This is a genomic window from Pantoea eucrina (assembly GCF_001691555.1).
In the GTDB taxonomy this organism is placed as follows: domain Bacteria; phylum Pseudomonadota; class Gammaproteobacteria; order Enterobacterales; family Enterobacteriaceae; genus Pantoea; species Pantoea borealis.
Genome location: NZ_MAYN01000008.1, coordinates 328,617 through 342,382, shown reverse-complemented (window position 1 = coordinate 342,382; position 13,766 = coordinate 328,617). Strand labels below are relative to the sequence as shown.

11 protein-coding genes and 1 rRNA gene are annotated in these 13,766 nt (G+C 56.7%); 9 read left to right on the top strand and 3 right to left on the bottom strand.

Features of this window, described 5'->3' with window-relative positions; translation table 11 throughout:
• Positions 1-144: 144 nt before the first annotated feature.
• The 4 genes from BBA90_RS07720 to emrB all read left to right on the top strand — a co-directional run bounded on the left by BBA90_RS07720 (position 145) and on the right by emrB (position 4,901).
• A complete protein-coding gene (locus BBA90_RS07720; protein WP_065648623.1) occupies positions 145-1,323 on the top strand; it encodes an MFS transporter in 1,179 nt (392 codons plus the stop codon).
• Between the two features lie 174 nt (positions 1,324-1,497).
• Complete coding sequence (gene mprA / locus BBA90_RS07715; RefSeq protein ID WP_065648622.1) at positions 1,498-2,028, top strand: transcriptional repressor MprA; 531 nt, start codon at positions 1,498-1,500, stop codon at positions 2,026-2,028.
• 148 nt (positions 2,029-2,176) lie between these two features.
• Positions 2,177-3,349: a multidrug efflux MFS transporter periplasmic adaptor subunit EmrA gene (gene emrA, locus BBA90_RS07710; protein ID WP_065648621.1), complete on the top strand. Its 1,173-nt coding sequence runs from the start codon at positions 2,177-2,179 to the stop codon at positions 3,347-3,349.
• 16 nt (positions 3,350-3,365) lie between these two features.
• On the top strand, positions 3,366-4,901 hold the full coding sequence (gene emrB / locus BBA90_RS07705; protein WP_065648620.1) for a multidrug efflux MFS transporter permease subunit EmrB: 1,536 nt from the start codon (positions 3,366-3,368) through the stop codon (positions 4,899-4,901).
• 40 nt (positions 4,902-4,941) lie between these two features.
• Here the strand turns inward: emrB and BBA90_RS07700 are convergent, their stop codons facing one another.
• The gene (locus BBA90_RS07700) at positions 4,942-6,144 is read right to left on the bottom strand and encodes a tRNA/rRNA methyltransferase (RefSeq protein ID WP_065648619.1); all 1,203 of its coding nucleotides are present in this window, start codon (positions 6,142-6,144) and stop codon (positions 4,942-4,944) included.
• 156 nt (positions 6,145-6,300) lie between these two features.
• On the opposite strand from BBA90_RS07700, the gene trxC reads away from it, so the two are divergent.
• From trxC to BBA90_RS07675, 5 genes are all read left to right on the top strand, one after another.
• Positions 6,301-6,720 carry a thioredoxin TrxC gene (trxC, locus tag BBA90_RS07695; RefSeq protein ID WP_065650425.1) on the top strand — a complete coding sequence of 140 codons (420 nt, stop codon included), beginning with the start codon at positions 6,301-6,303 and terminating at the stop codon, positions 6,718-6,720.
• A gap of 76 nt (positions 6,721-6,796) precedes the next feature.
• Entirely contained in the window at positions 6,797-7,501 is a 705-nt protein-coding gene (locus BBA90_RS07690) for a tRNA-uridine aminocarboxypropyltransferase (protein WP_065648618.1), read from the top strand.
• An 86-nt stretch (positions 7,502-7,587) separates the two neighbouring features.
• Positions 7,588-10,287 (top strand): bifunctional acetate--CoA ligase family protein/GNAT family N-acetyltransferase, encoded by a 2,700-nt coding sequence (locus tag BBA90_RS07685; protein WP_065648617.1) that lies wholly within the window; start codon positions 7,588-7,590, stop codon positions 10,285-10,287.
• 74 nt (positions 10,288-10,361) lie between these two features.
• Positions 10,362-11,717: a CDP-diacylglycerol--serine O-phosphatidyltransferase gene (pssA, locus tag BBA90_RS07680; RefSeq protein ID WP_065648616.1), complete on the top strand. Its 1,356-nt coding sequence runs from the start codon at positions 10,362-10,364 to the stop codon at positions 11,715-11,717.
• A gap of 4 nt (positions 11,718-11,721) precedes the next feature.
• On the top strand, positions 11,722-12,042 hold the full coding sequence (locus BBA90_RS07675) for a YfiM family lipoprotein (RefSeq protein ID WP_065648615.1): 321 nt from the start codon (positions 11,722-11,724) through the stop codon (positions 12,040-12,042).
• Here BBA90_RS07675 and BBA90_RS07670 read toward each other — a convergent pair whose 3' ends face one another.
• Positions 12,043-13,347, bottom strand: coding sequence for an MFS family transporter (locus tag BBA90_RS07670; RefSeq protein WP_065648614.1), 1,305 nt, complete (start codon positions 13,345-13,347; stop codon positions 12,043-12,045).
• 267 nt (positions 13,348-13,614) lie between these two features.
• Positions 13,615-13,730: ribosomal RNA gene (rrf, locus tag BBA90_RS07665) — 5S ribosomal RNA — on the bottom strand.
• Positions 13,731-13,766 lie beyond the last annotated feature (36 nt).

The window sequence follows — 13,766 nt, the reverse complement described above, 5'->3', positions numbered from 1 at the left end:
CTGCCCTCCTTCTCTTTCTGCACGCTAAATGTCAGCGCAGCGTGCGCTGAAGGGGACTGGTATGTCCTGTCAATTATCACAACAATGAAATAATTTTTTCGGTTACTATTACCCGTATATGATTATTTCTTTGTGTGTCAGCTCATGAGTTCATCCCCGGCACGTCTCAGTGCCCCATTAGTAACGCTGATGTCAGTGGCGACAGGGCTGGCAGTGGCCAGTAACTACTACGTGCAGCCGCTGCTCAACACAATCGCGCATCAGTTTGGCCTCTCAGTCAGTGTCGCGGGCTTTATCGTGACTACGGCGCAGCTAGGCTACGCCTGTGGATTGCTGCTGCTGGTGCCGCTGGGCGATATGCTGGAACGCCGTGCCCTGATTGTCTCAATGAGCCTGCTGGCGGCGGGCGGCATGATGCTGACCGCCCTCTCCTCTTCGCTGACGCTGATGCTGCTGGGTACCGTGATAACCGGTCTCTTCTCAGTGGTCGCACAGCTGCTGGTACCGCTGGCCGCAACGCTCGCTGCTCCGGAAAAGCGTGGCAAAGTGGTAGGCACGGTCATGAGTGGTCTGCTGCTGGGCATTTTACTGGCCCGTACCGTGGCCGGCGCGCTGGCTCAGGTTGCAGGATGGCGCAGCGTTTACTGGTGCGCCAGCGTGCTGATGATCCTGATGGCGCTGGCGCTGTGGCGCTATCTGCCGCGTTACCAGCAGCGCGTGCCGCTTAACTACCTGCAGCTGTTGCGCTCTATTTTCTCCCTGTTCAGCGCCGATCGGGTATTACGTACCCGGGCACTTACCGGCTGCCTGAGTTTTGCAAACTTCAGCATGCTCTGGACTTCAATAGCTTTTTTGCTGGCCGCGCCGCCGTGGAATTTCAGCGAGGGCGAGATTGGCCTGCTGGGTCTGGCCGGGGCAGCAGGCGCGCTGGCGGCGCGTCAGGCAGGCGGACTGGCCGACCGCGGCAAAGCAAAACTCACCACCAGCGCCGGGCTGGTGATCATGCTGATCTCCTGGGGCGTTACCGCTCTGGGCAGCAGCAGCCTGCTGGCGCTGATTGCCGGTATTGTGCTGCTGGATCTGGCGGTTCAGGGGGTGCACATCACCAATCAAAGCGTGATTTATCGCACCCTGCCTGAAGCGCGCAATCGCCTGACCTCCGGCTATATGACCAGCTATTTTACCGGGGGTGCGCTGGGCTCGGTTATCTCGGCAAATGCGTTTCATCTGTTTGGCTGGTATGGCGTCTGTGCGGCTGGCGCCCTGGCAACGCTGCTTAATCTGACAATCTGGTGGCGTAATGCCCGCGCAGAGCCTGCCTGAGCAAGAAAAACAGCGCAAATCGGTAAGCTGCGCTGTCCATTAACAGGTGAGTTTGATATCGTTAGCAGTGTACTTATTCACTGAAGTTATTTTTACTCTCGAAATTATTCCACAGCGAAGCGGTTAGCGCGCTGAATGTGATATTTCTACGTTGCAATCAAGAGGTTTTTTTAGATGGAAAGTTCGTTTACTCCCATTGAGCAGATGCTGAACGTCCGGGCAAATCGCCATAAAGATTTTCCGCTGCAGGAAATTATCCTGACCCGCCTGTGTATGCATATGCAGGGCAAGCTGCTGGATAATCGCAACAAAATGCTCAAGGCGCAGGGAATTAACGAAACCTTATTTATGGCGCTGATCACGCTGGATGCACAGGAAAACCAGAGCATTCAGCCATCAGAACTGAGCTCGGCGCTGGGTTCCTCACGCACCAACGCCACGCGCATTGCGGATGAACTGGAAAAGCGCGGCTGGATCGAACGCCGTGAAAGCGACAACGATCGCCGCTGCCTGCATCTGCACCTGACTGAAAAAGGCAACGAGTTTCTGCGTCAGCTGCTGCCGCCACAGCACCAGAGCCTGCAGTATCTCTGGTCGTCACTGAGCGCAACCGAGCAGGAGCAGCTGGAAGCCATCACGCGCAAGCTGCTTAACCGTCTGGATAAAATGGACGAAGATCAGGTTATCGCCTCACTCTCTCGCTAATAGCAAGAAGTGCGACACAACCCCCTGCCGAAATCGCTATTTTAATTTTCCTTTATCTGGCCAGCGCCTTTTGCGCTGGCTTTTTCGATTCGGGTTACCGTGTTGATGGATCAGCACATCCCGACTTATGGCAAACGTGGAGAACGACATGAGTGCGACAGCGGAAGCTCAAAGCCCGCAACAGCCTGCAAACAAGAAGAAGAAGCGTAAACTTGCGCTGATCCTGCTGGCTGTCGTGTTTATTGTGGCCGGCATTAGCTATCTGACTTACTGGTATCTGGTGCTGCGGCATTTTCAGGAGACTGATGATGCCTATGTGGCTGGCAATCAGGTGCAGGTGATGGCGCAGGTTTCCGGCAGCGTTAATAAAGTGTGGTTTGATGATACCGATCGCGTCAAAAAAGGTGACGTGCTGGTCTCACTGGACAAAACCGATGCGCAGCAGGCTTTTGAAAAAGCGCAAACTGCGCTGGCCACCAGCGTCCGCCAGACGCACCAGCTGATGATCAACGGCAGGCAGTATCAGGCCACGATCAAGCTGCAGCAGACGGCACTGGAGCAGGCAGAAGCCGACCTGAAGCGCCGCGAACCGCTGGGTGCCTCCAATCTGATTGGCCGCGAAGAGCTGCAGCACGCGCGCGACGCCGTTGCGACCGCCAAAGCGCAGCTTGACGTGGCTGTGCAGCAATATAATGCCAACCAGGCGATGATCCTGAATACCGGTCTGGAAAATCAGCCTGCGGTACAGCAAAGCGCTGCTGCCCTGCGCGATGCCTGGCTTAATCTGCAGCGTACCGATATTCGCAGCCCGATTGATGGCTATGTTTCACGCCGCAGCGTGCAGGTCGGCTCGCAAATCTCCACTACCACCCCGCTTCTGGCGGTGGTGCCCGCCACCAACCTGTGGGTAGATGCCAACTTCAAAGAGACGCAGCTTGCCGGCGTACGTATCGGTCAGTCTGCAACCGTGGTCAGCGATATCTATGGCGATGACGTGGTTTATCACGGCAGGGTTGCGGGGCTCGATATGGGTACCGGCAGCGCCTTCTCGCTGCTGCCCGCGCAAAACGCCACCGGTAACTGGATCAAAGTCGTACAGCGCCTGCCGGTGCGTATTGAGCTGAACCCGGATGAAGTGGCGGCGCATCCGCTGCGCATCGGCCTTTCGACCCTGGTGAAAATTGATACGCAGAACAAAGAGGGCGCCGTGCTGGCGGGTGCCGTACGTCCGCAGGCGGCGTATGAGAGCAATGCGCTGGCTATCGACCTCGCACCGGTCAACCAGATGATTACCGCTATCGTTCGTGCCAACGCGGGCTGATCCGCCGGAGACTGTTATGGCACAAAAACCGCTTGAGGGCGCGCCCCTTGTTTTGATGACTATCGCCCTGTCGCTGGCGACATTCATGCAGGTGCTCGACTCAACCATCGCCAACGTGGCGATCCCGACCATTGCCGGTAACCTGGGCGCCTCTAACTCACAGGGCACCTGGGTCATCACCTCGTTCGGGGTGGCTAACGCCATCTCGATTCCGATTACCGGCTGGCTGGCAAAACGCATCGGTGAAGTGAAGCTCTTTACCTGGGCGACAATCCTGTTTGCGCTCGCCTCCTGGGCGTGTGGCATGTCAGAAAGCCTGGAGATGCTGATCTTTTTCCGTATTCTGCAGGGCATTGTGGCCGGCCCGCTGATCCCGCTCTCGCAAAGCCTGCTGCTGAGTAACTATCCGCCTGCCAAACGCAGCATTGCGCTGTCGCTGTGGGCGATGACGGTGATCGTCGCGCCAATCTGTGGCCCGATCCTCGGCGGCTGGATCAGCGACAACTATCACTGGGGCTGGATCTTCTTTATCAACGTGCCGATTGGCATTGTGGTGGTGATGCTGACGCTGCAGACGCTGCGTGGCCGCGAAACCAAAACAGAGATCCGCCCGATCGATATTGTCGGTCTGGTGCTGCTGGTGGTGGGTATCGGGGCGCTGCAGGTGATGCTGGATCGCGGTAAAGAGCTGGACTGGTTCAGCTCAACAGAGATTATCGTGCTGACGGTGGTCGCCGTGGTGGCGCTGGCGGTGCTGCTGGTGTGGGAGCTGACGGATGATCATCCGATAGTTGACCTGTCGCTGTTCAAAATGCGCAATTTCACCATTGGCTGCCTGTCGATAAGCCTGGCCTATATGCTTTACTTCGGCTCCATTGTCCTGCTGCCGCAGCTGCTGCAGGAGGTCTATGGCTACACTGCCACCTGGGCCGGACTGGCATCGGCACCGGTCGGGATTATTCCGGTGATCCTCTCACCTATCATCGGCCGTTTTGCCCACAAGCTCGACATGCGCCGGCTGGTGACCTTTAGCTTTATCATGTATGCCGTCTGTTTTTACTGGCGCGCCTATACCTTTGAACCCGGCATGGACTTTGGCGCATCTGCCTGGCCGCAGTTTATTCAGGGCTTTGCCGTAGCCTGTTTCTTTATGCCGCTGACCACGATTACGCTATCGGGACTGCCGCCGGAGCGCCTGGCGGCCGCCTCCAGCCTCTCTAACTTTGTGCGTACGCTGGCGGGGTCGATCGGTACCTCGATCACTACCACCCTGTGGACCAATCGCGAGTCAATGCATCACAGCTATCTGAGTGAATCCGTCAATCCTTACAACCAGAATTCGCAGGAGATGTATGCGCAGCTGGAAGGGATGGGGATGAGCCACCAGCAGGCGTCTGCATGGATTGCGCGGGAGATTACCAATCAGGGTCTGATTATTTCAGCCAATGAGATCTTCTGGGCATCGGCGGGGGTGTTTGTGATTCTGCTGGTGCTGGTATGGTTTGCCCGTCCGCCGTTTGGCGCAGGCGGCGGAGGTGGCGGCGCGCACTAAGCCGCCACCATGTAAAACGGGCCGTAATGGCCCGTTTTTTTTATGCGTTCTGACGCCACCATTCGGCCAGCAGAATACCGGTTGCTACCGAGACGTTCAGGCTCTCGACGTTGCCGGTTCCGCCAATTGACAGGCTAAGATCGCCCTGCCGGAAGGTGCTGTCTGAGAGACCTTCACGCTCCTGCCCCAGCACCAGTACCATTTTCGCCGGCAGTTCAGCGCGCGCCAGCGGCGTGCCCTCATGGCTCGACGTGGTCACGATGGTGTAGCCCGCCTTACGAAACGCTTCGAGACCTGCAGCAAAATCTTCACCGTTGATCGCCTGCACGTGCTCAGCGCCGCCTTCAGCAGTACGAACGGCAGCACCCGATTCCAGCTGCGACGCATCGTTCACCAGCAGTCCCTTCACACCAAAATGCGCGCAGCTGCGCATAATGGCGCCCAGGTTGTGTGGGTTGCTGACATCTTCCAGCGCCAGCACGCAATCTTTACGCTCTGCCTTCTTCAGCCACTCTGATACCGCCATACCGCTGCGCTTTTTGATAATAAAGCAGACGCCGCCGTGATGTTCGGTACCGGACGCTTTCGCCAGCTCAGCCTCCTCAACCACGTGATACGCTTTGCGGTTTGCGGCCAGCCAGCGCAGCGTTTCGCGGAAGCGCGGCGTAACGCTCTGGACAAACCAGGCGCGCACGATACTTTCCGGACGGCTCAGGAACAGCGCCTGACAGGCGTTTTCGCCATAGACACGCGTCTCTTCCTGGCGCTGACGGCGGATCTGCTCAGAATCAATGACCGGCTTCGCGTCAGCGGCATCATCCGCCGCGCTCTCTGCAGCGGCAACCGGCGGGCGGGATACGGTGCGCCACGGCGAATCGCTGAAGCCGCGATCGTCGCGGTCGTTACGCTCAGGGCGATTGCTACGGTCGTTACGGTCATTACGGTCGTTACGGTCCGTACGGCGGCCACGTCCGGCATCATCGCTGCTGCGCGGCGCACGTGAGCGGCCGGCGTCATCACGGCTGCGCGAGCGGCCGGAGTCGTCACCGCTGCGCGGTGCGCGGGCACGATCGCCCTCGTCATTATTGCGATTGCTGCGGGGAGCAGAGCGACGACTATCTTCCTGGCGCGCAGCAGGACGGCCGCCTTTGCCGGTACGCGGATTTGGCTTACTGCCGCCCTCCTCTTCACGTACATACATCACTTTTACCTTGCCGCTTTTGCCTTTAAATTCGTCGTTCATCTGTTCCTCCAGCATTGAGAGCGCGAAGATTACCTGATGTGCCAGCGCTTAGCTATCAACTATTGAACCTATTGGGTAATCCAGATTGAGCATAGCATTCAGCCTTTTCATAATACGACTCTATTACCAGATTTACAGGACCGGTTTGAGATGACAATAAATACTGTATGCGCCGGCTGTCAGGCAGTTAACCGCGTTCCCGAAGCGCGCCTGACCGACGGTGCGAAGTGCGGCCGCTGCGGCGAAGCGCTTTTCAACGGTGAAGTGGTGAATGCCACGGCCGCTACGCTGGATAGCTATCTGCAGGATGACCTGCCGGTCGTGATCGACTTCTGGGCACCGTGGTGCGGACCGTGCGTAAACTTTGCGCCCGTGTTTAAAGAAGTTGCGGCCGAACGCAGTGGCAAAGTGCGCTTCATCAAAGTGAATACGGAAGCTGAGCAGGCGCTGAGCACGCGTTTTCGTATCCGCACGATCCCGACCATCATGATTTTTAAACAGGGCGAAATGGTCGATATGCTGAATGGCGCAATGCCGAAAACGCCGTTTAATGAATGGCTCGATGAAACCCTGTAGTCACTGAAGGCCGGCACATTGCTGGCCTTGCTTTTCCCCTTCTATTACACTGACGTTTTTCCTGCCCTGCACATCTATGTCTGAAAATGCTGTTCTGCGCTTACGGGCGCAACGTCTGGCCCGCGCCACCCGGCCTTTTCTCGCGCGCGGTAATCGCGTCGTACGCTGTCAGCGCTGCCTGTTGCCGCACAAGAATTGCCTGTGTGCTACGCTGCAGCCGCAGCAGTCGCGCAGCCGCTTCTGCCTGGTGATGTTTGATACTGAACCAATGAAGCCCAGCAATACCGGACGCCTGATTGCCGATGTGCTGCCAGATACCCTCGCCTTCGGCTGGTCGCGAACGGAGCCCGATCCGGCGCTGCTGGCAGCAGTACAAAGCAGTGACTATCAGCCGGTAGTGGTGTTTCCTGCATCTTATGCCGATCCCGGACGCGACGTGCTGACCACGCCGCCGGTCAGCGGTAAACCGCCACTGTTTATTATGCTGGATGGCACCTGGTCCGAGGCGCGCAAGATGTTCCGTAAAAGCCCGTGGCTGGACACTTTTCCCGTTATGTCGCTTAGCGTGAGTACGCCTTCGCGCTATACGCTGCGCGAGGCGCACGGTGAAGGACAGCACTGCACGGCTGAGGTCGCCGCAGCGCTGCTGGCTCAGGCGGGTGACAGTCTTGCTGCCAGCGCCCTGCAGCAGCACTTTGAACAGTTCCGTCATGCTTACCTTGCGGGCAAACCGCATCATCCGGTTCATACGCAGCAAGCGATAAACAGCAGCGAAAATTGAAGCTGGCTCGCAGCCTGACAGCAGCAAATCGGTTTTCACCGTAAAAGCGTTTACAATCATGCCAATCCCGACTGCAGGAGTGGATGATGAGTCAACGTGGACTGGAAGCGCTGTTACGACCTAAATCGATTGCGGTAATTGGCGCCTCGGTAACGCCGGGGCGTGCCGGCTATTTTCTGATGCGCAACCTGCTGGCGGGCGGCTTCAGCGGCCCGGTGCTGCCGGTCACGCCAAAATACAAGGCGGTACAGGGCGTGCTGGCGTGGCCCGATATCGCCAGTCTGCCTTTTGCGCCTGACCTGGCGATCATCTGCACCCATGCAAAGCGCAATCCCGAGCTGCTGCAGCAGCTGGGCGAAAAAGGCTGCAGAGCCTGCATTATTCTCTCCTCACCCGCCAGCCAGCTTGAAACGCTGAAAACCTGCGCCAGCCAGTGGCAAATTCGCCTGCTCGGTCCTAACAGCCTGGGACTGCTGGCCCCGTGGCAGGGGCTGAACGCCAGCTTCTCGCCGGTGCCCATCGCGAAAGGACGCATTGCTTTTGTTTCACAGTCTGCCGCAGTGTCAAACACCATCCTCGACTGGGCGCAGCAGCGGAATCTCGGCTTCTCCTGGTTTATCGCGCTGGGCGACAGCCTCGATATCGATGTCGATGACGTGCTCGATTTTCTGGCCCGCGATGCGAAAACCAGCGCTATTCTGCTCTACCTTGAACACCTGAGCGATGCCCGGCGTTTTGTCTCCGCTTCGCGCAGCGCCTCACGTAATAAACCTATTCTGGTCATTAAAAGCGGACGCAGTCGCGAAGCGCAGGCGATGATTGGCACCCTGAGCGGTCTGGATGCCGCCTGGGATGCCGCGATACAGCGCGCCGGCCTGCTGCGCGTGCAGGATACGCATGAACTGTTCTCTGCGGTTGAATCGCTCAGCCACATGCGTCCGCTGCGCGGCGAGCGCCTGATGATCGTCAGCAACGGCGCCGCGCCTGCTGCTCTGGCGCTGGATGCGCTTTATGCGCGCAGTGGCAAACTGGCCTCTCTGGATGAGGCGATACGGCAGAGACTTGCGTCCCTGCTGCCGGAGGGCGCTGGCCGGGGAAACCCACTGGATTTAAAAGATGATGCCACCCCCGCACGCTATGTTGCCTGCATTGAACTGCTGCTCGACAGCCATGAGTTTGACGCGCTGATGATTATTCACTCCCCCAGTGCGGTAGCGCCAGCAACTGAAACGGCGGAGCAGATTATTGCCGCGCTGGCGCGTCATCCACGCGGCAGGCAGATCACGCTGCTGACTAACTGGTGCGGTGAGTCCTCATCCCAGGCGGCGCGGCGCGCCTTTACCCAGGCCGGCATTCCGACCTGGCGCACGCCGGAAGGCACCGTGACCGCATTTATGCATCAGGTTGAGTATCGCCGTAACCAGAAGCAGCTGCGGGAAACGCCGGCGCTGCCGCCAGGGCTGCAGCAAAACAGCGCTAAAGCACATCAGCTGCTGCAGCAGGCGCTCGACAGCGGCGTGACCACGCTGGATACCCATGAGGTGCAGCCTGTAATGCAGGCGTATGGCCTGACAACGCTGCCCGGCTGGATCGCCAGCGACAGTCAGGAAGCGGTCACCATTGCTGAGCAAACGGGCTATCCGGTAGCCCTCAAACTGCGCTCGCCTGATATCGCCCATAAGTCTGAAGTACAGGGCGTGATGCTTTATCTGCGCAGTGCTGCTGAAGTGAAACAGGCCGCCCAGGCTATTTTTGAGCGCGTGCGCATCACGCATCCGCAGGCGCGCGTGGATGGCCTGCTGGTACAGAGTATGGCCAGCCGGGCTGGTGCTCAGGAGCTACGCGTAGTGGTAGACCAGGATCCGCTGTTTGGGCCTATTATCCTGCTGGGCGAAGGAGGAGCGGAATGGCAGCCTGATAAGCAGGCCGCTGTAGCGCTGCCGCCGCTGAATATGACGCTGGCGCGCTATCTGGTGATTCAGGCGATAAAAAGCGGCAAGATCCGCAGCCGCAGCGCGCTGCATCCGCTGGATATTGCCGGGCTGAGCCAGCTGCTGGTACAGGTTTCAAACCTGGTAGTGGATTGTCCGGAGATTCAGCGGCTTGATATTCATCCGCTGCTGGCATCGGCAGAGACGTTTACCCTGATTGATGTCACGCTGCAGCTGGCCCCGTTTAGCGGCGACAGCGAGGCGCGGCTGGTTATCCGCCCTTACCCACAGCATCTGGAGGAGCAGGTCGCCCTGAAGGATGGCCAGCACTGTCTGTTTCGCCCGATTCTGCCTGAGGATGAGCCACAGCTGCGCGCCTTTATTGCGCAGGTGACTAAAGAAGATCTCTACTATCGCTATTTCAGTGAAATCAGCGAGTTCACCCATGATGACTTAGCCAATATGACGCAGATAGATTATGACCGCGAAATGGCAATTGTGGCGGTACGTCAGCGGGAAGGCGCTGAAGAGATCATCGGCGTTACCCGGGCGATATCTGACGCCGATAATGTCGATGCTGAGTTTTCAGTACTGGTCCGTTCCGATCTCAAGGGACTGGGTATGGGACGACGACTGCTGGAGAAGATGATTCGTTATACCCGCGATCATGGTCTGCAACAATTGAACGGTATAACCATGCCACACAATAGCGGCATGATTACACTGGCACGCAAACTTAACTTTCGCGTGAATATTCAGCTTGATGATGGCATTGTCACGCTTAATTTACCGTTAATTGACGTCGGAACGCCGCCTGTAGAGAACGGTAAAAATCCTCCTTATCAGGTGAGTTAATGTTATTATTTGACGTTAGGATCATGATTTGATGGCAAAAGGCCATACAATGAACAGAGAAGAAGTGCACTGTGATGTTGTCTAAATTTAAACGCAATAAACACCAACAACACCTCGCACAGCTGCCTAAACTGTCACAATCTGTGTCGGATGTGACCACGCTTTTTTCGCCTGCTGAGTTTCGCGAGACGCTGCTGGCAAAAATTGCCGCGGCAGAAAAACGCATCTGTATTGCTGCGCTCTATCTGGAAAACGATGATGGCGGCCGTAGCGTTATGGAGGCGCTGTATGCTGCGCGTCAGGCTCGCCCGGAACTGGATATCTCTATTCTGGTGGACTGGCATCGTGCACAGCGCGGACGTATCGGTGCGGCGCGCGGCCTGACCAATGCTGACTGGTATTGTGAGATGGCTACCCGGTATCCGGATATTGCCATTCCGGTCTACGGCATCCCGGTCAATACGCGGGAAGCGCTGGGCGTGCTGCATCTTAAAGGCTTTATCATTGATGATACGCTGCTTTACAGCGGAGCCAGCCTGAATGATGTCTATCTGCATCAGCATGAACGGTACCGCTACGATCGCTATCAGCTGATTCGCAATCCGCAGCTGGCAAATGCGATGTATGAGTGGATCGATGAAAATCTGAAACAGTCTGATGCGGTCAATCGCCTCGATCAGACTGAACGCCCTTCCAGTCCGGAAATCAAAAACGAAACGCGTCAGTTTCGCAGCGAGCTGCGCAGTTTTCATTATCACTTTACCGGCGATGCCGGCAACGATACGCTGGCGGTAACGCCGCTGGTTGGTCTGGGCAAACGCAGTTTACTGAATAAAACCATCTTCCATCTGATGCCCTGCGCCGAGCAGAAACTTACGCTCTGCACACCCTACTTTAATCTGCCCGCCATACTGGTGCGTAATCTGATCCATCTGCTGCGTCAGGGTAAAGATGTTGAGATTATTGTCGGCGATAAAACGGCGAATGATTTCTATATTCCCCCGTCTGAACCGTTCAAAGTGATTGGCGCCCTGCCCTACCTTTATGAGATCAACCTGCGCCGTTTTCTCAGCCGCCTGCAGTACTATGTTGATAACGGTCAGCTGACGGTACGCCTGTGGAAAGATGGTGAGAACAGCTATCACCTGAAAGGCATCTGGGTTGATGATGAGTGGATGATGATCACCGGCAACAACCTTAATCCGCGCGCGTGGCGTCTGGATCTGGAAAATGCCGTGTTGATTCACGATCCGCTTAATCAGCTGGCGGAACAGCGCGAGAAAGAGCTGACGCTAATCCGCGAACATACTACGGTGGTGACTCACTTTCGCGAGCTGGAAAGTATCTCCGACTACCCCGCTAAAGTGCGCAAGCTTATCCGTCGTCTGCGACGTATCCGCATCGACCGGCTGATCAGCAGGTTGCTGTAAAATCGTGCGGGCGTGCATCCTCTGTATAGCGTTGCTGTGTAGCGGATGTGCGCATCAGGCGCAGGATAGCTGGACCGGTAAAGATAAAGCGCAGCACTATGTCTCCTCCGCGCTGCTTGCTGCCGCCGGCAGAGAAATTGCCCATCATCAGCAGCAGGATAACGCCCAAAATCTGCGTTTTGGCCTGATGTTCTCACTCAGTTTTGGTGCGGCAAAAGAGTTATATGACAGCCGTGCGGCAGGAAGCGGCTGGAGCTGGAAAGACCTGGCATGGGATGCCGCCGGTGCTGCCAGCGGCATCATGCTCTGGAATATCCGTCACTGACTACAGCGCAATTCCTTTACCCTTGCGATGCAGCATAAGCGAAACCAGGAAAGAGAGTGCGCCCATGGCTGAGACGTACCAGAAGAAGCTGGTTTCAATGCCTTCTCTTTTCATCAGCAGTGCAACATATTCCGCCGATCCGCCAAAAATCGCGTTAGCCACCGCATAAGAGAGTCCCACACCCAGCGCACGCACCTCTGGCGGAAACATCTCAGCTTTAAGAATACCGCTGATAGCGGTATAGAAGCTGGTGATAACCAGCGCCAGCATAACCAGCAGGAATGCGACCCAGTGATTGTCGGTATGTTGCAGCAGCAGCAGGACAGGCACGGTGCACGTTGCAGCACCTGCGCCAAATATCATCATGGAAGCCCGCCGTCCGATTTTGTCGGATAGCGCCCCGATAATGGGCTGGATCACCATAAAGACCAGTAAAGCACCGGTCATCAGACCGCTGGCACTGCGCGCATCCATCCCTGCAGTATTGACCAGGTACTTCTGCATATAGGTGGTGAAGGTGTAGAAACTCAGCGATCCGCCGGCGGTAAAGCCAAGCACCATAAAGAAGGCGCGTGAGTGATTGCGTAACAGCCCGATCACGCTGCCCGCATCGCGATGCGTACGATGCGATTTCTCAGAGGTTTCATTGAGAGAGCGTCGCAGCCAGAGTGCGACGATGGCCAGTCCGGCACCGATGAAAAACGGAATACGCCAGCCCCAGCTGCGCAGCGCTTCATCATCCAGCAACTGTTGCAGTACGACTACGGTTAATACTGCCATCAGCTGACCGCCAATCAGCGTCACATACTGAAAAGAAGCATAAAAGCCTTTCCGCCCTTCCAGCGCGACTTCACTCATATAGGTTGCACTGGTGCCATACTCGCCACCCACTGACAGTCCCTGAAACATACGTGCCAGCAGGAGAATGATCGGCGCTGCTATGCCAATTTCGCCATAGCCCGGCAGGCACGCTATTACCAGAGAGCCCAGGCACATCATGCAGACCGAGATCAGCATGGAGGTTTTACGTCCATGTTTATCGGCAATGTAGCCAAACAGCCAGCCGCCAATCGGTCGCATCAGGAAACCTGCAGCGAATACCCCTGCTGTTTGCAGTAGCTGCGTGGTGGTATCGCCTGCCGGAAAAAAGACATGGGCAAAATAGAGGGAGAAAAAAGAGTAAACGTAAAAGTCAAACCACTCAACCAGGTTACCGGATGATGCACCGACAATTGCCCTGATTCTTTGCCGCGTTTCGGCTGCTGATACGGGCGGTCGGCTGTTTTGATGTTCCAGATGGGTCATGCTTTACCTCATTTCCTTGCGAAGAAAGAACGCGAAGCGGGTAGTAAAACATTAGTTTGCCCGGTAAGGGAATTGTCGCTGCTCCGGAATGAGACGCGATAATAAAGAATGAAGACAGGTGCCGGTTCTGAATATCAACCAGCCTGACCGCATCGCTGACTTTATCGTCAGCTGGCTGAAAAAAGCTTAAATTTTACTCACTTCTGCGTTTTCTGCAGACGTAAAAAAGCCCTGAACAGGCGTTCAGGGCTCTCTTACTTGATGGATGCCTGGCAGTTCCCTACTCTCGCATGGGGAGGCCCCACACTACCATCGGCGCTACGGCGTTTCACTTCTGAGTTCGGCATGGGGTCAGGTGGGACCGCCGCGCTGTGGCCGCCAGGCAAATTCTGTTATCCGGTAAAACAAGCTGAAAATCG

What these genes read in the sequence shown, in the direction of transcription:
- BBA90_RS07720 (WP_065648623.1), top strand. Translation starts at nt 145, where the DNA reads ATGAGTTCATCCCCGGCACGTCTCAGTGCCCCATTAGTAACGCTGATG.
- mprA (WP_065648622.1), top strand. Translation starts at nt 1,498, where the DNA reads ATGGAAAGTTCGTTTACTCCCATTGAGCAGATGCTGAACGTCCGGGCA.
- emrA (WP_065648621.1), top strand. Translation starts at nt 2,177, where the DNA reads ATGAGTGCGACAGCGGAAGCTCAAAGCCCGCAACAGCCTGCAAACAAG.
- emrB (WP_065648620.1), top strand. Translation starts at nt 3,366, where the DNA reads ATGGCACAAAAACCGCTTGAGGGCGCGCCCCTTGTTTTGATGACTATC.
- BBA90_RS07700 (WP_065648619.1), bottom strand. Translation starts at nt 6,144, where the DNA reads ATGAACGACGAATTTAAAGGCAAAAGCGGCAAGGTAAAAGTGATGTAT.
- BBA90_RS07690 (WP_065648618.1), top strand. Translation starts at nt 6,797, where the DNA reads ATGTCTGAAAATGCTGTTCTGCGCTTACGGGCGCAACGTCTGGCCCGC.
- BBA90_RS07685 (WP_065648617.1), top strand. Translation starts at nt 7,588, where the DNA reads ATGAGTCAACGTGGACTGGAAGCGCTGTTACGACCTAAATCGATTGCG.
- pssA (WP_065648616.1), top strand. Translation starts at nt 10,362, where the DNA reads ATGTTGTCTAAATTTAAACGCAATAAACACCAACAACACCTCGCACAG.
- BBA90_RS07670 (WP_065648614.1), bottom strand. Translation starts at nt 13,347, where the DNA reads ATGACCCATCTGGAACATCAAAACAGCCGACCGCCCGTATCAGCAGCC.